This is a genomic window from Niabella sp. ZPM-14 (assembly GCF_055693045.2).
In genome coordinates, this window is record NZ_CM181148.1 from 4,000,219 (window position 1) to 4,021,386 (window position 21,168).

A 21,168-nucleotide genomic window follows, 5' to 3' on the forward strand; every position below is an offset into this window, starting at 1 on the left:
GGAAACCTTAATCCTTTGCTATTTTCTTGTAGCTGGTAATGACACCTCTGATCAGGGAAGAACTGAAACCCCGATGCTCCATTTCATTCAGCCCCACGATCGTGCAGCCTTTGGGAGTGGTTACCTTATCAATTTCCTGTTCGGGATGACTGCCGTGTTCCAGCAATAATTCAGCAGCGCCTTTTACCGTCTGGGCTGCGATCAGGCTGGCCGTTCTGGCATCAAACCCAATTTCAATACCTCCCTGGATATTGGCTCTCACGTAGCGCAAGGCAAAGGCCGTTCCGCAGGCGCCGAGTACAGTAGCCGCATCCATCAGTTTGTCGTCGATCACGGCAACCTTGCCCACCGTATTGAACATTTTAGTCACCAATTGTACTTGCTTGTCTGACGCATTATCAAAGCTGATGCAGGTCATGCTTTCCCGTATTGCGATGGCTGTATTGGGCATAGCACGAAATACCGGCAGCTGGATTTGGGCCATTTCTTTCAGGTCGCTAACCGTGACGCCGGTGATGACGGAGATCAGCACGTGCTTTTTGGTTAACACCGGGGCGATCATTTTCATCACTCCTTCGATCTGGAAAGGCTTTACAGCCAAGATGATCACTTCGCTGGAGGCAGTGGCGGCGACATTGTCGTCGGTGATGGTCACTGTTTTTGGCAACTCACCTTTCAGGGTAGAAATATTTCTTTTGGTAATTGTGATAGCAGCAGGATTTGAAAACCCGCTATTGATAAGGCCTTGCGCGATAGCAGTGCCTAAATTACCCCCTCCGATGATTGCTATTTTTTGAGCCACTTTGTTTTATTTAAAGGATGAATGCCTGCAAATATATTATATCCGGTTGGTTTGCTGCTGCCTTCCGATGCGCCCGGACGCTGATCAGTTGTTGTGTCTGACCCATTACTGCGCCTGGTTTTTCTTAAGTATCTCAGCGTGGATCGCATCCCAGAGCCTGCTTCTTTGTTGTAATGATTGTTCCGTAGCCGCAGTAGCTTCCTGCCAGTATGTAGCATCATCGCCGCATAAGCTGGAAGTCATCTGCAGCGCCAGCTGGCTGTGATGATCCCCATCCACTTCAATATGCCGTTCGATATAATACTTAAAAACAGAGATCTCTCCCGGCAGATTTTTGTGAATCTCGTTGATGATAGAAAGGAACATGTCCGGGATCAGGTCTTCACGGCCAAAGGTGAATACCGCCGATTGAACATGATCTTTTCCGCCGCCAATGGTATCGAACGTGAAACGCACAAAATCTTTGACCGCTTCCGGCGTTTCTGCCTTCTGAAAGGCTGCCTCAAGATCGCCCGATGCTTTCAGCTCTTCTACGAAAACTTCGATAGACCGGGTGTCTGCGCCACATTGTTTCATCGCGTCCAGGTACATCTCATAATGGCTTTTGCGTTCGCCATTCATGTCGACGTCAGACTCTTCTCCGTTCACAATTTCATTGATCAGGTGCCTGGTGTCCCCTGAACCTTTAGGATACCAGGGAACGGTAGTGCAGGTCAGGCTGTTTTGTAAAGATTTCAGCAATGACATAAAATCCCAAACGGCATATACATGATACTGCATGAAGATCTTCAGGTCGTCTACATTTTTAATCACCTGATATACCTGGTGATCGACAATCGATTGTCGCAGGGGAGTTATGGTTTGTTGCAGCTGTTGTAACGGTAATTCCATGATCTGACTTTAAGCTTTCTGTTAAGAGAAGGCTGTTATATGCCCGAAGTGTCGCACGGTGAACACGAGGAGATGAGCATAGATGCACCTGCATCCTCACATCTCTCATGATACGTTCGACCTTTCAGGGGTATTTTTGAATTGATTAAAGACTGCTCAACGCATCGGCCGCGGCTTCTTTGCTGAGGTACCGCTCAATGGCTGTGTCGTAGAACTTTTTCCATTTCTGAATATCACCCCAGTTTTCGCCGTCCACGTTGACCATGCTATTGGTCACCGCACCGATCTTGGTAACAGGGATCGCGCCTGCCGCGGCTTCGAACGCCGCAATATTTTCTGCTGCCACCGTTACGACCACGCGGCTTTGTCCTTCACCGAACAGGAATGCATCCTTGCGGAGATCCTTGCTGCTGCTGATGCTGAAGCCCAGGCCATTTACAAAGCCACTCTCACAAAGGTTTACAAACACACCGCCTTCGCTGACATCGTGCGCTGATTGGATCAGTTTGTTTTGGATAAGGCTCAACAGGTTTTGCTGCAAAGCAAACTCATCTTCGAGTTCAAAATGCGGCGCAGGCGACTTCGTCACACCGTGAACATGGTACACATACTCAGATGAGTTGATATCATCTGTTTGTTGACCTAATATATAAATCGCATCGCCCTCGCGTTTGAAGCCAAGCGTCATTTTGCTGTCGATATCTTCCAGCAATCCCACCATACCAATAGTAGGCGTGGGGTTCACGGGACCATCGGGGTTCTGGTTGTAGAAGCTCACGTTCCCACCAGTTACCGGTGTGTTGAACTTCCGGCAGGCATCACCCATACCTTTAATAGCGTTGGCAAACTGGTAATATACTTCAGGATCGTAAGGGTTACCAAAATTCAGACAGTTGGTAACGCCGAGAGGCTCACCGCCGCTGCACACAATATTCCGGGCCGCTTCGCTTACGGCGATCATGGCGCCTTTGTAAGGGTCTGCGTATACATACCGGCTGTTACAATCTGTGGTTACTGCCAATCCTTTCTTCGTGCCTTTCACCACCACGATGGCAGCATCGGAAGGCGCATTGGTAGACGCATTCACGGTACCCACCATGCTATCGTATTGGTTGAAGATCCACCTTTTGGATGCGATAGACGGCAGGGAGATGATCCTTTCTGCCACGATCTTCAGATCTCCGGGTTGCTTCACGGAAGCCGGATCAAAAGCGTTGATCTCGGCCAGGTATTTAGGTTCTCTGTATTCGCGGTCATATTGCGGAGCGCCGCCACCGAGCACCAGCTCTTCAGCAGGTATGGATGCTTCCAGCTCTCCGTTCATATAAAAATTGAGTACACCATCGTCTGTCACATGTCCGATCACGGAGCAGGGAAGATCCCATTTTTCAAAAACAGCTTCAACTTCTTTTTCACGGCCTTTCTCGGCTACCAGCAACATGCGTTCCTGGCTTTCGCTCAATAACAATTCCCAGGCTTTCATATTTTGCTGACGGGTAGGTACTTTTTCCAGGTCGATCTTCATGCCCACGCCGCCTTTGGCGCTCATTTCCGCAGTAGAACAAATGATCCCCGCAGCGCCCATGTCCTGCATACCTACTACCGCGCCGGTCTGGATCACTTCCAGGCAAGCTTCTAATAATTTCTTTTCCTGGAAGGGGTCACCCACCTGTACGGCCGGTAATTCCTGTACACTTTCGGAAGTGATATCTGCGGAAGCAAAAGAAGCGCCGCCGATACCATCTTTCCCGGTCGCACTACCTACGAACATGACGGGATTGCCGGTTCCTTCAGCCGTTGCGGAAACGGTTTCGCCGGTTTTTACGATACCTACGCTCATCGCGTTCACCAAAGGATTGGTGTGATAACAATTATCGAAATAGATTTCACCGCCTACCGTGGGAACCCCGAAGCAGTTGCCGTAATGACCAATACCGTGTACGACGCCCGCCAGGAGGTGCTGTGTTTTAGCTTCCTCTAAACGGCCGAAGCGAAGCGAGTTCAGCGCCGCGATCGGTCTGGCGCCCATCGTAAAAATGTCACGGTGAATACCGCCTACACCGGTGGCGGCGCCCTGAAATGGTTCCAGCGCTGAAGGGTGGTTGTGCGATTCAATCTTAAACACCACACCCAGGCCATCCCCGATATCCATCAGGCCCGCATTTTCCTCACCGGCCGCCACCAGCATTTTTCCTCCCTCACGCGGCAGGGTTTTAAGCCATTTGATCGAGTTTTTATAGCTGCAATGCTCGCTCCACATAGCGGAGAAGGCACAGAGCTCGTTAAAATTGGGCATACGGCCCAGTTTTTTCTGGATCAACTCAAATTCTTCTGCTGTCAGTCGTAATTGTTCGGCGGTTTTTACTGTTATTTCCATGAATTGTTACTTAAGGCGTATAATTGAAAACGGGAGGATTGCGCCCCGCTAAGCTTTAAAAAGCAGCAAACTTACATGAAATTTTTCACCTTATCACGGGTAAAGTGGAGGCGGGGTGCATAACTTTTGCTTCTTTCCCTCCGTGTATTTTCTTTGAGGTCTGCCGGTAAAAAAATCAAAAAACATTGTGCATCCGCTGGGAGCAGGTGAGCCAAAGCATCCACAAAAAAGCGGGATCTGATGAATGCCTTTAACATCGTTTCCCAGGCCGGCCACACTTTTTAACAATGTAGCGGCTGTCAATACTCGAACTTACGCAGGGTAGGGGCCTTGAACCAGGTGGTGATCACCACTGCCAGCGTCATGCAACCTCCAAAAACGACGGAAGGGATGACGCCCAGGGCCCGCGACATGACGCCGCTTTCAAATTGTCCTAATTCATTGCTGCTCAATACGAACATGCCGCTGACACTGCTCACGCGGCCGCGCATATGATCCGGGGTCAGCAATTGCATCACAGTGCCGCGAACTACCACGCTCACGCCATCGAGAATGCCGGCGATAACCAGCACGCTAAAGGATAGCCAGAACAGCTTGGAAAGGCCAAACAAGATGATGCAGGTACCGAAGCCGGCCACCGCAATGAGCATTTTTCGGCCCTGGTTGCTTTTCATGGGCCAGAGTGTCAATATGATCACAATAAAGATCGCGCCGATATCCGTGGCGGCATTCAGCCAGCCGAAGCCTTTGGGACCAATTTTTAAAATATCGCTCGCAAACACAGGGATCATCGCCACAGCGCCGCCAAATAAAACGGCAAACATATCCAACGCCATCGCAGCCAGCAAGGCTTTGGTGCGGAACACAAAAGACAAGCCTTCCATTATACTTTCCCAGGTCCGTTTTTCCGGCGGTGCCGCGCCATCCGCCGTAGCGACCTTGATCGGCGGCTTGGGCTTTAAGCGGGACAGGGCAACGATGCTCAGGCAAATCAGTGTGGCAATCACCAGCAGCGTGCTGCTGATCCCCAGACCTGCAATCAGGAAGCCACCCACCGCATGGCCCGTTACCGAAGCAGACAGCCAGGTGCCCTGGTTCCAGGTGGTGGCGTTTTGCAGCAGGTTTTTGGGTACGATCGTGGCGATCATCGCGCTGAAGCTGGGCCCTACAAAAGATCTCAGGATACCCGTAAAAAAGAAGACACCGTAAATGAACCAGGCAATGTGCGAAGTGTGCAGTAGCTCCTGTGTTTTTTCGGTGGATAAAGTAAATAAGGTTAGGGCTGCGATGAGGTAGCCCGTCACGCCGCGAAGGATCAGTTTTCTTTTATCATTGGTATCCACCCGATGTCCGGAATACAAAGCCAGGGACAAAGCCGGTATTACTTCTGATAGTCCGATCAGCCCGATCGCCAGTGGGTCTTTGGTCAACTGGTAGATCCACCATCCTACGACGGTAGTGATCATGCGCATGGCGGCTACAAAGGTGAAGCGGCCGATCATGAGATTTCTGTATTCAGGTACGCGTACTGCTGCAAAAGGGTCGTTCGTGAGCTGTACCTCGGAAGGGGATGTGCTTGTCATGAATGCCGCAAAATTAAGAAATGTGCAGCTTTGATAATGAAAAGTCGGAAGTCGGAGGTCGGAGGTTGAAGTGCGACCTTGTTGGTTGCTGCGTGAACGGGTGGGTCGGGCTTATTACAAATGCACATGATGGATGCCCGGCTCGTAGTCTCGCTCCAGCGCTGCATAAATGATCTTCAGGTGCTCATCATGCGTGATGAAATCCGCATTGGACGCATCTACCAGCAGCACAGGAAAGGGCAGCTGGCGGATATATTGCAGATAGGTCTCCTGTATGCTCAGCAAATAATCATCGGGGATCTGCTGCTCGTAGGACCGTTGTCTTTTACGGATATTTTCCTGCAGTTTTCTTACTGGCGCATGAAGGTAGATCAGGATTTCGGGTTGTATCAACTGTTGCTGCACGATGTCAAACAGCCGTTGGTAGAGTTTGAACTCGTCTTCGCTAAGCGTTACTTTGGCAAACAACAACGACTTCTTGAATAAATAGTCCGTAACCGTAACCTGCTGAAACATATTTTTCTGAAACAGGATCTCCTGCAGTTGCTTGTACCTTTCGGCCATAAAGAACAGCTCAAGCGGAAACGCGAATTGTTTGGGGTTATCGTAAAACTTAGGGAGAAACGGGTTGTCGGCGAAGGCTTCCAGCACCAGCCGAGCATTGTAATGATGGCTTAATGCGGTGGCCAGCGTGGTTTTTCCCACACCAATATTTCCTTCTATCGTTATAAATTCGTAACGCACGTCTATGAAACTGTTTGAGCGATTGCTTTCCTTTTATTTGCCTGGGGCAGTCTGCAAATATAAAGCTGTCACTCGTGCGGTGAGATTTTTTTTACCGCTAACAGGTCGGTGCTGGCCTGGAGGAGCTCTGCTGCGGTTTGGTGTAGCTGGGGGTGCACCATGCTTCCGGCCACTTCAGCCAGCGGAGCCAGCACAAAATTTCTTTCGGCGATGCGGGGGTGGGGCACTGTCAATGCGGGAGACTGGATGATATCATCATTAAAAAATAATATATCGATATCGACAATCCTTGCACCGTATTGAACGGTTCTGATCCGGCCCATCTCTTTTTCGATCGCGAGAATGGTATGAAGTGTGGACAGGGCGTCCAGCGGTGTGATAACTTTGACCACCTGGTTATAGAACGCGGGCTGATCTGTGATGCCCCAGGGAGCTGTTTCGTAGATGGCTGATGCCTGGTGTACTTCGCCCACCCGTTCGCGGATCAGGCGTATCGCCTGTTCCAGATTTTGTTGCTTATCTCCCAGATTGGTACCGAGCAAGAGAAATACCTGGTTTACATCACGGCTCATAGTTGAATATATTCTTTTTTATAGCGCTTCAGTTTGCGGTTGAGTCATCATTCGCCGGCCGCTATTGGAGGGCCGGTCTGCTGCTTCCTACGCTTCTAATCATGGTTCAGACGGTAAATATCTTTAATTTTGGCGATTGTATCGTGAAGTAGCTGAAGGCATCTGACTTTTTTGCTGATCGCAGTGAACGGCCTGATACATTTTGTAAAAAAAATTTATCAACTGCGGAAAGTCTGAAACGATTTGGTAGCTGACCAGTTTAATCATCAGCTGAAATAATAATGAAAGGAGCATAAAAATCAGCGGGCTGCATTAGACCGGAAACAGGGATCATTTTGATGCGCATTCCCTGCCCCTTCGGTCAGGCGGGCATCTAACAAATAAAATTCAATAAAAAATAAACAGATGAAGTCTTTTTTTAAAATTTTTCTCGCTGCATTTTTGGCAATAGTCGTGTTTTGTGTGGTGTTGTTCTTTTTCTTTGCCGGCATTATGGGAAGCGCTTTATCCGACCAGGCGCCTGTGATCGCGGAAAAATCCGTTTTGGAAATCGACCTCAGTAAAACCTTTGAAGAACGACCCATCACCAATATCCGATCCGTTATTGCTTCAGAATCTTTAGAAGAGAAAGTTTCTTTCTATGATGTGATCCGGCTGATCGAGAAGGCCCGCGACGATAAAAACATCGGGGGCATTTTGCTCAGAGCCAACGGCAATGGAAATGGCTTTGGCAATAGTGATGAGATCCGGAAAGCATTGCTGGACTTTAAGGCTTCCAAAAAATTCATTATTGCTCATGCAGACATGATGTCTCAAAGGGCCTATAGCATTGCGAACGTCGCCGATAAAGTATATGTGAGCCCTAAAGGAATTTTTGAGTGGGTCGGTTTTAGTGTGAACTATTTTTTTCTTAAAGGGGCTTTGGACAAACTGGAGATTCGTCCGCAAATATTTTATGCGGGAAAGTTCAAGAGCGCTACCGAGCCATTGCGCGCGGAAAAGATGACCGATGCGAATCGCTTACAGACAACAGTATGGCTGAATGATATTTACCATGATTTCCTGGCAAAGACCGCGCAGATGCGCAAGGTTGATACAACCACATTGCATCAGCTGGCAGTAACCGGCGTAATCCGTACTCCTGAAGATGCCGTTACTCATAAGTTGATCGACGGAGTGAAATATGACGATGGCCTCCAGGATGAAATTAAAAGCCGCCTGAAAGTGGAGGCGGATAAAAAGATCAATTTTGTAACGATTGAAAAATACCGCTCGGCGAACCGGAACCTGCAGGGAAGCGGGGATAATATTGCATTGATCTATGCTACCGGAGAGATCGTAGACGGGCAAGGGGAAGTGGATAATATCGGGAGCACCCGTTATGTAGATCTGCTTCGCAAGGCGCGCCTGGACAAATCGGTTAAAGCCATTGTTGTGCGGGTCAACTCAGGCGGAGGCAGCGCATTGGCAAGTGAAAATATCTGGCGTGAAATGACCCTTGCTAAAAAAGCAAAGCCGCTCATTGTCAGCTTTGGCGACGTGGCCGCCTCAGGTGGTTATTATATATCAGCAGCGGCTGACAGCATCTTTGCTTCGGAGAATACCATCACCGGCTCCATCGGCGTATTTGGCGTGGTGCCTGACATGAGCGGCTTCTTCAAAAACAAGCTGGGCGTGACTTTCGACGGCGTGAAGACCGGGCCGCTTGCTGACGCGGGCAGTATCGATCACCCGATGACCGAACAGGAACGGCAGCTGGTGCAGACGAGGATCGAGCAGATCTATGCAGACTTTAAACAGCGCGTGGCCGAGGGCAGGGAAAAAGATACCGCTTATATCGAAACGATTGCGCAGGGAAGAGTGTGGACCGGAACGCGAGCAAAGGAAGTGGGGCTGATAGATGCGCATGGCGGCCTGGAAACGGCGATTGCTGCGGCCGCTAAAAGAGCAAAGCTCGCAAAATACGAGGTGAAGGAATATCCCAGGCCCGACGGTTTACTGGAACGGCTGCTGGGTAGCAATGATATTGGCATGACAGAAGCCACTGTTAAAAAAGAATTGGGGGACGATTATTACCGGGTGTATCGCCAGCTCCTTAAAATCAAAAACATGACGCAGGGTGCACAGACCAGGTTGCCGTTTGATTTTACCATTCGTTAAAACACGGTTATATCTAGCCATCACACATCAGAAATCATACATTTGACATCAGACATCCTAAATCAGAAATTTTACATTCTACATGTCCTATAGTCAGTCAAGAGCATTGTGGGCCGTGACAAAAGCCAGCTTCAAAGCGATCTTCAGTCAGCCGTCAGCCTTATTCTTCAGCTTCTTGTTTCCCATTATTTTCATTTTGATCTTCGGTGCATTCAGCGACCGGCCTCCCAGCCCTTACAAAGTGGCGATCCGCGAAGGCAGTGATACCACGAACATGTTGTACGATAGTATGGTCAACAGTTCGCGGTTGAACATCATTCGTTATGGAGGCGATACGGCCAAACAAAACCAGGACCTGATCAAAGGCAATATTGCAGCAGTCATTAACATTCAGCCGGTACATCCTGACTCAACGTCTTACTATAAGGTGCACCTTATTTCCAGCGAAGCCAGTGGTGGCAGCGTGTACAACCTGATGCGCACCCTCGATTACCAGGCGCTGCAGATTGAGCTGGACGAGGCGCATCAGTTGCAAAGGGAATATTCATTCGTTCCCCAAATCGTTCCCGGAAAAAAGTACCGCCAGATCGATTTCGTGTTGCCGGGCCAATTGGGATTCTCGATTCTTTTTGCCACGATGTTTGGAATTGCTTTCGTGTTCTTCAACCTGCGGGAACAGCTGGTGTTAAAGCGTTTCTATGCTTCACCGATCCGCAAGATCAATATCCTGATAGGCATCGGCGCGAGCCGCTTGGTCTTCCAGCTCATTAACGTGGTGGTGCTGATCCTGTTTGGCCACTTCTTCCTGAACTTTACATTAGTGAACGGCGCTGTAACCTTCATCGAGATGATCGTGATGACCATCTATATGTTGTTCCTGTTGATGGGTGTGGGATTGATCTTCGCCAGCCTGGCAAAGAGCGATACCAGCATTCCTTTATTGATCAACCTTTTTGGATTTCCCCAGATCTTATTATCCGGAACTTTTTTCTCGATTGATGTATTTCCACAATGGCTACAGGACCTGTGCCAGCTATTGCCTTTGACGCAATTCAATAATGCAGTGCGAAAGATATCTTTTGAAGGCCTGCATTTATGGGACTGCTGGAAGGAGATTGGTATTTTAGGACTTTGGATCGTTGTTGTATATGCGATCGTTATGAAGGTGATGAAATGGGAGTAGGAGAGATACTTCTTTAGAATAAAAATATGTACATGAAATATATCCGTCTTTTTATATTGAGCATTGTCGTCTTTTTTGTCCTCGCCTGTATTGTAGCCTTTTTTATCCCCTCGCAGATCAGGGTATTGAGAATGGTGCATATTGCGAATGGAAGAGACAGCGTGTTAAACGAGGTGAGAGACCTTTCGCGCTGGAAAAACTGGTATCCCGGTTTTGAAAATGTGCAGTTTTCGGCCACAGAACAAAGCCAGGAAAAAGTGGTGAAAGCCAATGCAGATGGCATTTTACTGAAAGTGACAGAATCTTCCGACAGCACAGTTGTGGTGAATATGACGCGTGGTGATCGTCCGGTGATCGCCGGCTGGCAGCTCAATAAAAATGAAAAGAATGATTCGCTGGCGCTGCAGGCCTATATGGACTTCCAGTTGAAGTGGTATCCCTGGGAAAAATTTTCCAGCCTGATGCTGGATAAGGGATATGGCGATAGACTGCAGCAGGGATTGGAGCAATTGAAAAAGTGATCTAATGATCTTGGTGCGGGACAGCCTTCCTGCCTGACAGATAAGGCGTGATGACCAGTGAAATTAACAGTGCACTGATCCCGGTCACGATCAGGTTTCCATATTGGTGCAACCCCAGGCCGCTTATTATTCTTAAAAACACGATGGTTAATGTCAGACCTGTTACCAGTAACCAGTATCGTAAAAAAGCCGGAGCTTTCCCGTCGTTGCGACGCGGAAGCCGATAAATAGCCAGGGCGATGATAAGACCGCCGATCAGAGTGCTCAAATGTTGCAGTATCCTAAACACAGGCACGGGCTTATTAAACAATACTACATCTTCGCGTAATGCCGCGATCTGCTGTACAAAGAACCCTTCTTTATGCGTGAAGCTGTCCCAGAAAATATGTGAGCCTGCGCCGATGATCAGGGAAATGAGCACCGCCAATCCATATTTTTTAAAATGCCGGATCCAATCAAAGCCTTTAAATACGATAAGCCTTGATCTTAAGGCAGCAGGAAGATGCTCCAGTAAACTGTCGCGAACCACTATATGAAAGACAAAGGTCAGCAGCAACCCTAAGGGAACATCCAACCAGAATAGCCCGCCTATCGTATGGCTGTAATCGCTTTGCACCCGCATCCGCACGAAATATTCAAAATCAGGCGTGAGGCTGCCTGCGACCAGACCTGTTAAAGATATCCATGGTTTTCGCAGATAACCGAGTGGTAATACGATAGCAGGATGAGAAAAAGTAAAAGGCATCGTTCATGGTTTTAACGTTCACAGTTATAGGTGCAACCCGTTACAGGCTTTGACCAAAGGTGATCAGGTTGTTGTCAGGGTCCAGCACTGAAAATTCTTTTTGTCCCCAGGGCTTCGCCTGAAGCGGGCCATTGGGATGAATAGCGCCCTGGTCTGATAGATCACGGTAAAGCTGCTCAATGTCTGTTGTGCGGATATAGATCTGCCCATCATTCTCTTGCGGATCAAGCGCTTTGAACTTAAAGAAATGAATTTCTACCTGGTCTCTTTTAATCATCAGGTAATCCTCAAAGTCCGCACTTCCGATTTCCTGGAAGCCGAGCTTCGCGAGATAAAAGCTACGGGTAATGGCCTTGTCCCGCATGGGCAATTTCGGATGAATGGCTGTAAGCATCTTGGTTTTTTTGATGTAATGATCTTGCAGAACACCCTACACCCGATAAAAGCCGCTGCACATTATTGGGCGCCTGCCGTTCCCGTTTCCACTGCTCCGGCACGAAGATAATGCGCAAAGATAACACCCCGCGGCGTCACTGTACTTTCTGTTAACACAAACGCGGCAGGGATCGGTCCGTGATCAAACAATTTTTTCCCTTTGCCCAGCGTTAAAGGGTGGATCATCAACCAGAACTCATCCACCAGGTCGTTAGCCAAAAGGCTTTGTACCAGCTCGCCACTGCCCCAGACTTGAATGTCCGCGCCTTGGGAAGCTTTGAGCTTTTCAATTTCTGCGAGGCTGTTCAGGAAAACGCAGTTATTCCATTCAGACTCACTCTTGGTGGTAGAGCATACATATTTGGTCACCTCGTTAATGCCGGGCCAATGCTCTGCATGTTGGGGCCAGTAATGTTCCCAGATGTCAAAAGTTTTCCGGCCTAACAGGAGATCCGCAGGCTGCATCAGTTTTTCCATGACTTTGCCGGAAACGTCGTCATCATAAGGAGCAACCCAGCCGCCATATTCGAAGCCGCCAGACGTATCTTCTTCCGGTCCGCCGGGGCCTTGCATCACGCCGTCCAGCGTGATCATTGACATAACGATTAATTTTCGCATACAATAGATTTTATAGAAGATAAAGTTCCTTATTTCAGTGGAAGTTGCGGCGGTACAAATGCGACAATGATAGGGACCGATCACGACGTCTATACTGCGGTCGCTAAGTTGTTCCCGTGCGCCTTGGTGCCAAGTTTTATTCTATCGTATCAGTGAAGCCTGCGATATGTTATCCGGGGTTCCGTGGATTAGTTGTTGAGTCTGCTTTTCTGATGTACGCGGCCAGATCTTTTTCAACACCAATTTCGCTTTGCTCCAGGTGTTTGACAATCCTGCCAATCTCGTCCTTGTTTTTGTTCTGACTAAGCTTTTGCCGGCCCTGCAGGTCTGTTACCTCAAGCTCGAAGGCTACGATCCCTTTGCGCATTCCTGTTTTAAATTTCTCCGGAAGTCGCGCCCATTGTTGCCGATACTCCGGTTCATACAACCGGATCATCTCCTCAATTGCTGCTACTTTTTTAGATTCGTCATGAAGGATTTTCGCTTTCCCATATGCATGGCACGGCAATGTAGTCCCAGGTGGGAACGTTTTCACGTTTGTCATAATGAACAGGTGAAACATAGGCGTGAGGCTGCGGGTCGCTTTTTTCGGACTTCCCGAGAGATTACAAGCCTGTTACTTTTAAAAAGTGAGGTTTGTTACTCCATTTTTTCCGGCATTCCCTGTTTTTTTTCAATATGTATCCAACTCCAAATGTCGCCGGATTTTAATGGTGTGCTTATGCTTGTCGAGTTGTCAATTATAATCTTTTCAAAGTAAGGCTTATAATACCAGGCAAAAAAAACTGCTCCCAATGTCGGTTTTTCGGCCTCCTGATAATTTAACCGGATTTCTTGAGGTTTGTCCACTTTGAATCCGTAAAATGCACCTTGGTAGTAACTATCGTCCTTAAGTATTTTTGTACCTGAGGGGTCAATGGTATAAATGAACTCACCACCATATACAGCTACGCTATTGGGTTGAAAGGCCGGTAAAATCCAAACTGTAAATGTTCGATTTTCATTTTCTTTGATGTATTGATTAAATCTTAAATGGACGGTATCCTTAAGCGCCTTCACTTCTTTAGTAGCCGTTTGTAAAGCCCGTGAGTATTTGTGAAGTATAGTGGTGTCGATCGTTGCAGCGGTTCTTCTTATCTGCCCTTTGTCGTCTGCCAGAAAATGAAACACAAGGTCAAATTGATTGTTTTCAAATTTCCCGTATACGGCGTGCCAGATTCCATTTTTCTTAAAACAAAACCAGTCACTCCCCAGTCTTTGTAGATCTTTTTTATCCTGCGCCATAACGCTGTCCGAAGTTTTCCAAGCGATCATATCATACTCGCATAACCATTCTGCGACTTCCATTTTCTTATTGAAGTCTGCCACGTCAAAATGGAGATCTTTTGAGTTTTGACCGTAAATAATGCTCGTCAATCCGATAAACAAGCAGGTCAATAGTTTATTCATTTTGTCATTTTTTATTTAATTAGTCCGAAGCGGAGCAGCTGGAGTGTAAATTATATCCAACTTAAAAAAATAGGCCTAGCCGAGCCCGTCAACGATGCGTTTAAAACTTCATTCCTGTAGTATGATTTTTCTCATCAAGTGGTTCCAGGTAAGGAGCAGGTACATCGTCTGTCAACCAAACACCGTTATCAGATATGAAGAAACGAAAACCATCGCGATGCATTTTTGAGGCAAACACTTTAAAAATAAATGGTTTTCCATGTCGCGTTCCCACTTGCAAAGCTGTTTCCGGATCTGCACTTAAATGAACATGCTGCCTGCTTCGCCTTTCTAACCCCGTTACCAAAATGGAGCGAACGGATTGTTCACCTGTCCCGTGAAATAATATTTCAGGCGGTTCCTGACTCGTGTACCCTAACTCGATCATTACAGAATGTCCCTGGCTCGCTCTTATTTTATCGAGTTCTGCATTAAAAGCAAATCTTTTTTTGGAATTGGTTGCGACAATGTGATCCAATATCTTTCTGTCAAACCGCACTCCGTAATCATTTGACCTGCCCATTAACTCTTCAATATCGGCCCATCCGTTCTGATCTAATTGTATACCTATTATTTCTGGTTTGTGTCGCAGCACGAGACTGAGAAACTTGCTGATGTCTTTAGATTGTTTGTCACTGATCATGTTAGTTTAATTACTTACGGCTTGTAACGATTTGTGGTCAAATTTAGCAAATAGTTATATTCGACCTCAGCTCCTAAACCCCTACACAAGCAGGAGTCATTCTTGCCTGATTGCTTAACTGGTTATCGCCCCGCCTCTAATCCAGTACCAACGTTCCACCTTCACTGAATATCGTTTTGTCATCTTTTGTAATCTTGAGGGTAATGTCAGGCGAGTCTTCCGCTCCGATAACGTTCCTGTAAACGTGCTAGGTATAATCACCCTGAATAAAAGTGATCACATGATTTCCGCCGCTTCCTTCAAACTCTAATACCCCATTTTCAAGAATGATATCTGGTTGCGAGGATTCTTTTTCATGCAGCTTCCAGGAAGCATATCGGTATTTGTAACCGGGCAGTTCGTCTATCCGGATCAGGTATTTTTTGGTTTTGATCTTGTAGGTCGGACTTTCGAAGTTTTTTAACGACGGGTGTACGGCTGCTTTCTGTTTCGCTATAAGATGCTGTCTTAGTTTTTTCTCATAGGCGCTTTCATAATTCACAGCCGTTATCATTTCTTCGTCATAGGCCAACCATACGATACCGCGATCTAACATCGTTCCTCTCCAGCCCACTTTAGACCACTGTCCTGGTTCTGAATCAGCAATTTTCTTAATGAGCACCGTGTCAAAAACCTGATTAAATCGCTGTTTAAATTCCTGTTTGTTTTTAATCGGTGGTACAGGATATTCTCTACGTAGTGGAAACCGGATGATGTCGGAAATTTTGTCGATATGCTTCTCCTTAAACAGCGCAATAACATTATTGATGTGGGCTGTTTCATCTTCGTTTGATTTTTCGTTGGCGTTCACAGCTTCCGGGCTCTTAATGGGCTGGTCTATGGTATCCTTATTGATCTCCTTGTCAGGCGTTTTGTCTTTACCGCGTCTCGCGTTACAGGCAAAAAGCAAAAGCGTGACTGCTATAAATAGTTGTTTTAGGTGTTTCATTTTAGGTTTTTGGTCTTTGATGGCGTTTAATTTCTCAGTCCGTATAGTTTTGAAGTTAGATAGATTTTATTTTTTTGTTGCTATTTTTAGCCTGATCAGTCGGTCCATTCGGCGCTTGTTTTCCTGTTGTAACAGGGAAGGGTATAAGTTCATCAGTACATTCACTACCATGATTACCAGCCCAAACCATAAATTATGAGTAAAGGTCTTATAGATGGCAAACACGGTCACAAACAGGAACGCGATAAGATGACTGATTTCAGCGATCGTCATTTCTTTTCGTAGGGCAACCAGGTCTGTTCTTTGATCTTTTACCTGGATTTTTGGATTGAAAAACCTGAAAAACGTATGCTTCACGATCCACCGGAAATACCCGATGCCTATGTATTGATTCACTTTTTTGCTCCGGATAAAATTCAGGTCCGATAGTTTCTCATAATATGCAGTCTTCAGCAATATGCCATTCACGATCATCCCGACGATCCAGGATATAAAAGATATCGATATGCCGAACGAAATATATTTAATCATCAGTTGTTTTTATTGCAGAGAGTTGGGGTTTGCTTAGTTATTTTATTACCTGCTGTTTTAGTACAACAGCTTGTTGTGTGTCATTTCAGTCGTTCCAGCTTTCCTTTTCGTTTAACGATGTTTTTGTAGTCCCATTGTATATTCCGGCTTTTGTCAAGCCATCGTTCCAGATCTGCAGTGTCGATTTCCTCCGCGCTGTTATAGAAAACAGATGCGTCTTTGAATTTTTTGCCCAATACGTTAAGCCCTTTCTCGTCAAAGTCCGCGCCGCTCCAGAACATCAATCGTATTCCTTTTTTTTGTTTGGAGTAACCGACTGTCGGGTTGCCTTCTAAAAACCAAACCGGATGGGCGTGCCACATTTTGCTTTCAGCGTCGGGAAGCCGGAGGTCTATTATTTCAGACAGTAATGTACAAATATCTTTGTCTGACCCGGACTGATGCACGTTGTATACCTGGATATCTTTATTCATTCTTGGGTTGTTGGTTGGGATTGATTTGTAGGGCTACCCACATCCAAATATCAGAAAGAATTTGACAGGACAAAAATTTTTTCGCCGGGCGATGATGGAAGAATCCTTTGATGATGCTTTGAGCTATTACTTGAAGATGTTCATTATGTAGCGTTCCGTGTTTTTGAAGCCTTATTGCAAATACCACGTTATAGGCAGTCTTGTTTGTCGTCATTCTTAAAAGTCAAGTTTACTGCTCTTGAAATATAGTTTCATATTATTTCTCAGTTTTTGTCTTGGCAATATTTCTTGTCCGTCCGTTGAGCCGTTGCTTGCAAAATAGCTACCGCTTTTAAATTCAACATATCCATAAATAATTTGCTTTTTAGATGAATCGGGAATTTCAGATAAAACAATTTTTGTGTCTGTACAAGGAACTTCAAGTCGGGAAATTAAGCTGTCATTTTCATTGTAGGCACAAGTTGGAAAATCGTCAGAACTAAGCATATGATAAAGTCTTGCTGTGTCATTTAATATTTCAACGCCAAAGCCAATTCCACCCCAAATTCCATATGCTCCATCTATTGTCAATGTGTCACCTTGCCACAAGTAGAAAGATTTAAACGGTGTTTTGTTTTCGCCAAATTTTGAGCTAAAAATCAAACTGTCATTTTTGTATGATTGAATGTCGCCCGAGTTTAAATACACTTGCATTTTGTCGCTAAACATTTCGTAGTCTTTGGAAGTTTCAATGTGTTTTTCAACTTCGTTTTTTATGCTTGGGTCAATTGTCAAGCCGATGGTAGTTTGAATACTTTTTTTCTGTCCGCAAGCCGCTAAAGTCAGGCAAATAATAAAAAATGTGATTATGTTTTTTGTCATTGAGTTGTGTCGGTAAGGTTGCCTATAACGTTCGGGTATTGCGGAAGGTGGGGAAATCAATGCACAAATGTTGAATTCTGCAACTCCGAAAGCCGAAGCGAATTGATTAGCTAATTTACATTTTTTAAGCGAATAAAATTCGCTTTGGCAGAATAGAAGCACAAAAGTTGAGGCTTGCACTTCAGCCCCGCTTTTGGCGATACCGTGTTAGCAGTAGTGGTTCTATTCCATAAAGCTGTTTCCGCGTACATAAAGGTCAAAACTTATTGATAGTTTTAAGTCGTTCATTCTTCTTATGTCGGCTGTGTCAATATTGTGTCCACCAATCATTCCGTTTGCGTTATGAATGTCCATTGCTACTTGAATGTAGCAATTTGCATTGTCAACAAGCCTTTTTATACCGTTTTTGTCTTGCTCCAAGAAGTCAAGTAGTTTTTTTAGTTTGTCTTCAAACTCGTCTGGTTCTGGATTAGGCAAAACTTCAAAATTGCTAAATGTGTGATTTGATTTTCCATTTTTCCTAAGATCGCCTTTATTCCAAAATTCGGTTGGAATTAAATTCGTCATTGCTCTTAAGTCGTCCACAGATAAGTTTTCTGATGTCGCTCTGAAGTAAACCCGATTATATGCTTCTGTTCCAACACCTGTAACCTCCTGTGTCATGGTATTAATGTAAACTGCAAAATAGAATCGTTCGTCAACTACTGGCAAATAAGCAATGATATAATCGTCCTTTGTATAATGTTTTCAAAAATGTCCCATAACCTCCGATGTCAATCAACTCGTCTTTGATAGAATTTATTGCAAGTCCGAACATTTAGTTTCTTCGTCAAAATAAATTTTGTAGCCCCTTTCATTTTCCTCAAGCACAGTCCATAATTCGTAAACGTCGGTCGAGTCATTAGCATTTTTATATTTCTGTTTTGTAGGCTCGATTAAACACTTTGTTAAGTCAAGTCCAAATACATTTTTAATGTCAGGTCCGGCCATAGTTTCACTATTTATTATGTCTCTAATTTCCTTGGCTGTCATTCTGTGATTTTTAAATGTTTGATGAGGATTTCTTCAACTTCTTCAGCGGATAAATTGTCAAAATCACCTCCGGGTGTATATGGAAAGTCATCTGTTGTCGGTGGGTTTTCCAGCGAAACAAAAAACACATTGTCGATTCTTCCACTGTCAGTGATGTAAACTGTATATTTTTTTGTTTTGTCTGCAAGTCCAATTGCTGTATTGTCAGCGTCCCAATAGTCCGTTACAATGATATTCTCTGAACCATATTTTTCTAAAAGATGGTCTGTCAATTGCCTTATTTGTTGGGTCTTTTGTTCCAATTGTATAAATTCTTGTATTTAGATTGTCGTCTCTTTTGGTTGCAAGTAACGTTTTTGGGCTTGGCGAAGGTGGGGGATTTTTTGCAAAAAAGTTCAATAGAAGTCCAAAGATGAGCATCTACCTTTCAGCCGCCATACTGCAAATACTATGTTAGCGGCTGTTTTTTATTCAATTTCTTGAACTTTCTGCATGGTCTGTTCGCTGTTTTGAGTCAGGCTTTCAGGTAAGAAACTTTCTCGTGGCGTTCCGTTTATGTGATACAATCTTTCGGTCGGAATCTGAAAACCAATTTTCGTTTCGGTAAGTTGAAAATGTGAAACTGCTCCGATTAGTCCAGCCATTTGGGTTCCTATAATTTTAGCTCGATTCATTCCGTCAAACCCGACCTCCATTCCTTCTCCCATACTTCCTGTCCACCGTCCGACGAGTATATAGACATTGCCATTATAAATTTTCTTTCTTGGTGTTACATATTCAACCCAATGTCGCTTGGTTCGGTATTCTTTTTCATCAAACTCGTGAATCTGGTACGGGAGCATTTGATTTGTGAATCGTCCCATTATTGCTCTGGCAACTGTCGTGTTTCCTCCTCCAGGTGTTTCTGTTAAATCAATAATTAAATTCTTATACTCAAACAAGCTATCTAATGTTTTGTCAAATTCCGCGATCAGATTATTTTTTCCCAAAGAATTATTGATTTTGATGTAAGCGGTATTTTTGTTCATTGCTTTACAATAAAGCAATTCGTCTCTATTTCCGTAATTAACTGGAAAATAAGTTTTTGCTTTTCGATTTTCGATTACTGTAATTGCTCTTTTTTTATCGTGTGTTCCTGCAAAAAGCATGTTAAGTGCATATTGGTACATTTTTGAGGTAGGATTTTCGGTGTATCTTGGAAGAAATTTTTCCAATTGCTTTTCAATAGGATTTCCGTTGAAAAGTTTTACTTCCATTCCTATTTTTAATCCCGACAGATCTGCTCCAAAACCTTTCCGTAAATCCTTAATATAAAATCTATCTCCCAATTTTTGAACATATAAATCTAAACCTGAAGGAATCAGCCTATTCGACGTACTCAGGTTGGTGTTTAAAGACGAATGTCCGTTATGAAGCTCGTTTAAAACGTTCTCGAGAAATCTGATAAATTCGTAATCATTTGAAATTTTTTCAACCTCAGGCTCGTAAATTTCTCTGACCTTGTTCCAATCAATATTTTGTTTTTCCAAATAGGCATAATGATTATTTATATCTCTCCAGAATTCACTAAAATCTTTTTGGTATTTTGACTGGGCCAAAATGGAATTTCCTGCCAAAATTAAACTCAGCATTAATGTCAAAGAAAATCTCATATGCTCTTTATTTTTGGCCTGTTAAAAATTGCTGTCGACAGTTTATGTAATGCTATACCCATCATTTGTCGTTGTGTTGTCTTTTTACGTTTACCAATAACGTTTCGGGTATTGCCAAGGGCGGGGCACTAGAAATCAATCTAAAAACGAACCTTGTACAAAAGCCCAATCGAAGAACTTCAGCCCTGCTTTTGGCAAATCCTTGTTGAGTGTAGTATTTTCTGTTTGTTATTATAATTCTGTTTTCTTAATGATCTGAATTCCGCCAATACTATAAGCAACATTTATTGGTACTGGTTGTCCATCTAAATAAAAATTTCCGTTATAAAATTGTGTCAATCGCTCGCCAATTAGAAAATGATAATTTTCTTTGTCGTTTAATATTTCGAAATTTTCCTCAGTCAATTCTATTTGTTCAATATATTCAACAAAACCAAGTTTATATAATTCTGGAATTGTAATTTTTTCATTATTCAATAAATTGTTTTTACAACTTCACTTTCATTTGCTTTTCCAAATTCAATTGCAGGTGTTGTAGATTTCTTTCCTGTAACTTCACAAGAAATAAATTCGGCTATTCCCTCGTAAATACAATTTGAAAGAAGATTGTCAACTGGTCTGTTTTGATTTGTACGAATATATTCGTGTGTACACAATAGTGCTAAATCCTGAATTGGGTCTTTATAAATTTGATAAAATGGCTTTCTCCATTCAGGTAATTCATCTATGATTGTATTTTCATCAGCCAATGAAAGTTCTGAACCAATTAAGACTTTATTTTCGTGTATTGTTCCACCTGTTCTAAAAGCACCTATTGCAAAATAAATCGGCATTGGTTTTAATTCAGGATAATGTGATTTCAGCTTTTT

General features: G+C 44.6%; 26 protein-coding genes and 1 pseudogene. 3 read left to right on the top strand and 24 right to left on the bottom strand.

What is annotated here, in order from left to right; translation table 11 throughout:
• Positions 1 to 7: 7 nt before the first annotated feature.
• The 6 genes from proC to folK all read right to left on the bottom strand — a co-directional run bounded on the left by proC (position 8) and on the right by folK (position 6,969).
• The gene (gene proC / locus ACU37H_RS17000; RefSeq protein WP_472704858.1) at positions 8 to 802 is read right to left on the bottom strand and encodes a pyrroline-5-carboxylate reductase; all 795 of its coding nucleotides are present in this window, start codon (positions 800 to 802) and stop codon (positions 8 to 10) included.
• A 105-nt stretch (positions 803 to 907) separates the two neighbouring features.
• On the bottom strand, positions 908 to 1,693 hold the full coding sequence (locus tag ACU37H_RS17005; protein WP_472704856.1) for a DUF3050 domain-containing protein: 786 nt from the start codon (positions 1,691 to 1,693) through the stop codon (positions 908 to 910).
• Between the two features lie 145 nt (positions 1,694 to 1,838).
• Positions 1,839 to 4,070, bottom strand: coding sequence for a phosphoribosylformylglycinamidine synthase subunit PurL (gene purL, locus ACU37H_RS17010; protein ID WP_472704854.1), 2,232 nt, complete (start codon positions 4,068 to 4,070; stop codon positions 1,839 to 1,841).
• Between the two features lie 299 nt (positions 4,071 to 4,369).
• On the bottom strand, positions 4,370 to 5,653 hold the full coding sequence (locus tag ACU37H_RS17015) for an MFS transporter (RefSeq protein WP_472704852.1): 1,284 nt from the start codon (positions 5,651 to 5,653) through the stop codon (positions 4,370 to 4,372).
• A gap of 114 nt (positions 5,654 to 5,767) precedes the next feature.
• Entirely contained in the window at positions 5,768 to 6,397 is a 630-nt protein-coding gene (locus ACU37H_RS17020) for a deoxynucleoside kinase (protein WP_472704850.1), read from the bottom strand.
• 68 nt (positions 6,398 to 6,465) lie between these two features.
• The gene (gene folK, locus ACU37H_RS17025; protein ID WP_472704848.1) at positions 6,466 to 6,969 is read right to left on the bottom strand and encodes a 2-amino-4-hydroxy-6-hydroxymethyldihydropteridine diphosphokinase; all 504 of its coding nucleotides are present in this window, start codon (positions 6,967 to 6,969) and stop codon (positions 6,466 to 6,468) included.
• Between the two features lie 405 nt (positions 6,970 to 7,374).
• On the opposite strand from folK, the gene sppA reads away from it, so the two are divergent.
• From sppA to ACU37H_RS17040, 3 genes are all read left to right on the top strand, one after another.
• Positions 7,375 to 9,129, top strand: a complete 1,755-nt coding sequence (gene sppA / locus ACU37H_RS17030; protein ID WP_472704846.1) for a signal peptide peptidase SppA — start codon at positions 7,375 to 7,377, stop codon at positions 9,127 to 9,129.
• A gap of 82 nt (positions 9,130 to 9,211) precedes the next feature.
• Positions 9,212 to 10,312, top strand: coding sequence for an ABC transporter permease (locus ACU37H_RS17035; RefSeq protein WP_472704844.1), 1,101 nt, complete (start codon positions 9,212 to 9,214; stop codon positions 10,310 to 10,312).
• A 32-nt stretch (positions 10,313 to 10,344) separates the two neighbouring features.
• Entirely contained in the window at positions 10,345 to 10,833 is a 489-nt protein-coding gene (locus ACU37H_RS17040; RefSeq protein ID WP_472704842.1) for an SRPBCC family protein, read from the top strand.
• Between the two features lies 1 nt (position 10,834).
• On the opposite strand, the gene ACU37H_RS17045 is transcribed toward ACU37H_RS17040, so the two are convergent.
• The 18 genes and pseudogenes from ACU37H_RS17045 to ACU37H_RS17130 all read right to left on the bottom strand — a co-directional run bounded on the left by ACU37H_RS17045 (position 10,835) and on the right by ACU37H_RS17130 (position 21,132).
• Positions 10,835 to 11,578: a DUF4184 family protein gene (locus ACU37H_RS17045; protein WP_472704840.1), complete on the bottom strand. Its 744-nt coding sequence runs from the start codon at positions 11,576 to 11,578 to the stop codon at positions 10,835 to 10,837.
• 40 nt (positions 11,579 to 11,618) lie between these two features.
• Positions 11,619 to 11,972 carry a bleomycin resistance protein gene (locus ACU37H_RS17050; RefSeq protein WP_472704838.1) on the bottom strand — a complete coding sequence of 118 codons (354 nt, stop codon included), beginning with the start codon at positions 11,970 to 11,972 and terminating at the stop codon, positions 11,619 to 11,621.
• A 62-nt stretch (positions 11,973 to 12,034) separates the two neighbouring features.
• Positions 12,035 to 12,631, bottom strand: coding sequence for a dihydrofolate reductase family protein (locus ACU37H_RS17055; RefSeq protein WP_472704836.1), 597 nt, complete (start codon positions 12,629 to 12,631; stop codon positions 12,035 to 12,037).
• Positions 12,632 to 12,800: 169 nt separating this feature from the next.
• Positions 12,801 to 13,067: a hypothetical protein gene (locus tag ACU37H_RS17060; RefSeq protein ID WP_494407617.1), complete on the bottom strand. Its 267-nt coding sequence runs from the start codon at positions 13,065 to 13,067 to the stop codon at positions 12,801 to 12,803.
• Between the two features lie 31 nt (positions 13,068 to 13,098).
• Positions 13,099 to 13,170, bottom strand: a pseudogene (locus ACU37H_RS17065) (hypothetical protein); the annotation flags it as partial.
• 100 nt (positions 13,171 to 13,270) lie between these two features.
• Entirely contained in the window at positions 13,271 to 14,080 is an 810-nt protein-coding gene (locus ACU37H_RS17070; protein ID WP_472704834.1) for a hypothetical protein, read from the bottom strand.
• Positions 14,081 to 14,180: 100 nt separating this feature from the next.
• Positions 14,181 to 14,762 carry an RNA 2'-phosphotransferase gene (locus ACU37H_RS17075; protein WP_472704832.1) on the bottom strand — a complete coding sequence of 194 codons (582 nt, stop codon included), beginning with the start codon at positions 14,760 to 14,762 and terminating at the stop codon, positions 14,181 to 14,183.
• Positions 14,763 to 15,009: 247 nt separating this feature from the next.
• The gene (locus ACU37H_RS17080) at positions 15,010 to 15,750 is read right to left on the bottom strand and encodes a hypothetical protein (RefSeq protein ID WP_472704831.1); all 741 of its coding nucleotides are present in this window, start codon (positions 15,748 to 15,750) and stop codon (positions 15,010 to 15,012) included.
• A 66-nt stretch (positions 15,751 to 15,816) separates the two neighbouring features.
• On the bottom strand, positions 15,817 to 16,281 hold the full coding sequence (locus tag ACU37H_RS17085; protein WP_472704829.1) for a glycosyl-4,4'-diaponeurosporenoate acyltransferase CrtO family protein: 465 nt from the start codon (positions 16,279 to 16,281) through the stop codon (positions 15,817 to 15,819).
• 80 nt (positions 16,282 to 16,361) lie between these two features.
• Positions 16,362 to 16,754, bottom strand: coding sequence for a DUF1801 domain-containing protein (locus ACU37H_RS17090; RefSeq protein WP_472704827.1), 393 nt, complete (start codon positions 16,752 to 16,754; stop codon positions 16,362 to 16,364).
• Entirely contained in the window at positions 16,747 to 16,968 is a 222-nt protein-coding gene (locus ACU37H_RS17095; protein ID WP_472704825.1) for a hypothetical protein, read from the bottom strand. Before ACU37H_RS17095 ends, ACU37H_RS17090 begins: the two co-directional genes overlap by 8 nt.
• Positions 16,969 to 16,970: 2 nt before the next feature.
• On the bottom strand, positions 16,971 to 17,615 hold the full coding sequence (locus tag ACU37H_RS17100) for a hypothetical protein (protein WP_494407567.1): 645 nt from the start codon (positions 17,613 to 17,615) through the stop codon (positions 16,971 to 16,973).
• A gap of 222 nt (positions 17,616 to 17,837) precedes the next feature.
• Complete coding sequence (locus tag ACU37H_RS17105; RefSeq protein WP_472704821.1) at positions 17,838 to 18,278, bottom strand: DUF4279 domain-containing protein; 441 nt, start codon at positions 18,276 to 18,278, stop codon at positions 17,838 to 17,840.
• Between the two features lie 135 nt (positions 18,279 to 18,413).
• Complete coding sequence (locus tag ACU37H_RS17110; RefSeq protein WP_472704819.1) at positions 18,414 to 18,647, bottom strand: hypothetical protein; 234 nt, start codon at positions 18,645 to 18,647, stop codon at positions 18,414 to 18,416.
• Positions 18,644 to 18,949, bottom strand: coding sequence for a hypothetical protein (locus ACU37H_RS17115; RefSeq protein ID WP_472704817.1), 306 nt, complete (start codon positions 18,947 to 18,949; stop codon positions 18,644 to 18,646). Before ACU37H_RS17115 ends, ACU37H_RS17110 begins: the two co-directional genes overlap by 4 nt.
• Before the next feature lie 165 nt (positions 18,950 to 19,114).
• Positions 19,115 to 20,299 (bottom strand): S41 family peptidase, encoded by a 1,185-nt coding sequence (locus tag ACU37H_RS17120; protein ID WP_472704815.1) that lies wholly within the window; start codon positions 20,297 to 20,299, stop codon positions 19,115 to 19,117.
• Between the two features lie 231 nt (positions 20,300 to 20,530).
• Positions 20,531 to 20,776, bottom strand: coding sequence for a hypothetical protein (locus tag ACU37H_RS17125; RefSeq protein WP_472704813.1), 246 nt, complete (start codon positions 20,774 to 20,776; stop codon positions 20,531 to 20,533).
• Positions 20,773 to 21,132: a hypothetical protein gene (locus ACU37H_RS17130; protein WP_472704811.1), complete on the bottom strand. Its 360-nt coding sequence runs from the start codon at positions 21,130 to 21,132 to the stop codon at positions 20,773 to 20,775. The genes ACU37H_RS17125 and ACU37H_RS17130 overlap by 4 nt, the downstream gene beginning before the upstream one ends.
• Positions 21,133 to 21,168: the final 36 nt, after the last annotated feature.

What these genes read in the sequence shown, in the direction of transcription:
- ACU37H_RS17015 (WP_472704852.1), bottom strand. Translation starts at nt 5,653, where the DNA reads ATGACAAGCACATCCCCTTCCGAGGTACAGCTCACGAACGACCCTTTT.
- ACU37H_RS17045 (WP_472704840.1), bottom strand. Translation starts at nt 11,578, where the DNA reads ATGCCTTTTACTTTTTCTCATCCTGCTATCGTATTACCACTCGGTTAT.
- ACU37H_RS17080 (WP_472704831.1), bottom strand. Translation starts at nt 15,750, where the DNA reads ATGAAACACCTAAAACAACTATTTATAGCAGTCACGCTTTTGCTTTTT.
- ACU37H_RS17075 (WP_472704832.1), bottom strand. Translation starts at nt 14,762, where the DNA reads ATGATCAGTGACAAACAATCTAAAGACATCAGCAAGTTTCTCAGTCTC.
- folK (WP_472704848.1), bottom strand. Translation starts at nt 6,969, where the DNA reads ATGAGCCGTGATGTAAACCAGGTATTTCTCTTGCTCGGTACCAATCTG.
- ACU37H_RS17130 (WP_472704811.1), bottom strand. Translation starts at nt 21,132, where the DNA reads ATGCCGATTTATTTTGCAATAGGTGCTTTTAGAACAGGTGGAACAATA.
- ACU37H_RS17035 (WP_472704844.1), top strand. Translation starts at nt 9,212, where the DNA reads ATGTCCTATAGTCAGTCAAGAGCATTGTGGGCCGTGACAAAAGCCAGC.
- ACU37H_RS17055 (WP_472704836.1), bottom strand. Translation starts at nt 12,631, where the DNA reads ATGCGAAAATTAATCGTTATGTCAATGATCACGCTGGACGGCGTGATG.
- ACU37H_RS17110 (WP_472704819.1), bottom strand. Translation starts at nt 18,647, where the DNA reads ATGACAGCCAAGGAAATTAGAGACATAATAAATAGTGAAACTATGGCC.
- ACU37H_RS17095 (WP_472704825.1), bottom strand. Translation starts at nt 16,968, where the DNA reads ATGACGACAAACAAGACTGCCTATAACGTGGTATTTGCAATAAGGCTT.
- ACU37H_RS17105 (WP_472704821.1), bottom strand. Translation starts at nt 18,278, where the DNA reads ATGACACAGGAGGTTACAGGTGTTGGAACAGAAGCATATAATCGGGTT.
- ACU37H_RS17060 (WP_494407617.1), bottom strand. Translation starts at nt 13,067, where the DNA reads ATGATCCGGTTGTATGAACCGGAGTATCGGCAACAATGGGCGCGACTT.
- ACU37H_RS17050 (WP_472704838.1), bottom strand. Translation starts at nt 11,972, where the DNA reads ATGCTTACAGCCATTCATCCGAAATTGCCCATGCGGGACAAGGCCATT.
- ACU37H_RS17090 (WP_472704827.1), bottom strand. Translation starts at nt 16,754, where the DNA reads ATGAATAAAGATATCCAGGTATACAACGTGCATCAGTCCGGGTCAGAC.
- ACU37H_RS17085 (WP_472704829.1), bottom strand. Translation starts at nt 16,281, where the DNA reads ATGATTAAATATATTTCGTTCGGCATATCGATATCTTTTATATCCTGG.
- sppA (WP_472704846.1), top strand. Translation starts at nt 7,375, where the DNA reads ATGAAGTCTTTTTTTAAAATTTTTCTCGCTGCATTTTTGGCAATAGTC.
- purL (WP_472704854.1), bottom strand. Translation starts at nt 4,070, where the DNA reads ATGGAAATAACAGTAAAAACCGCCGAACAATTACGACTGACAGCAGAA.
- ACU37H_RS17100 (WP_494407567.1), bottom strand. Translation starts at nt 17,615, where the DNA reads ATGACAAAAAACATAATCACATTTTTTATTATTTGCCTGACTTTAGCG.
- ACU37H_RS17040 (WP_472704842.1), top strand. Translation starts at nt 10,345, where the DNA reads ATGAAATATATCCGTCTTTTTATATTGAGCATTGTCGTCTTTTTTGTC.
- ACU37H_RS17120 (WP_472704815.1), bottom strand. Translation starts at nt 20,299, where the DNA reads ATGAGATTTTCTTTGACATTAATGCTGAGTTTAATTTTGGCAGGAAAT.
- ACU37H_RS17005 (WP_472704856.1), bottom strand. Translation starts at nt 1,693, where the DNA reads ATGGAATTACCGTTACAACAGCTGCAACAAACCATAACTCCCCTGCGA.
- ACU37H_RS17070 (WP_472704834.1), bottom strand. Translation starts at nt 14,080, where the DNA reads ATGAATAAACTATTGACCTGCTTGTTTATCGGATTGACGAGCATTATT.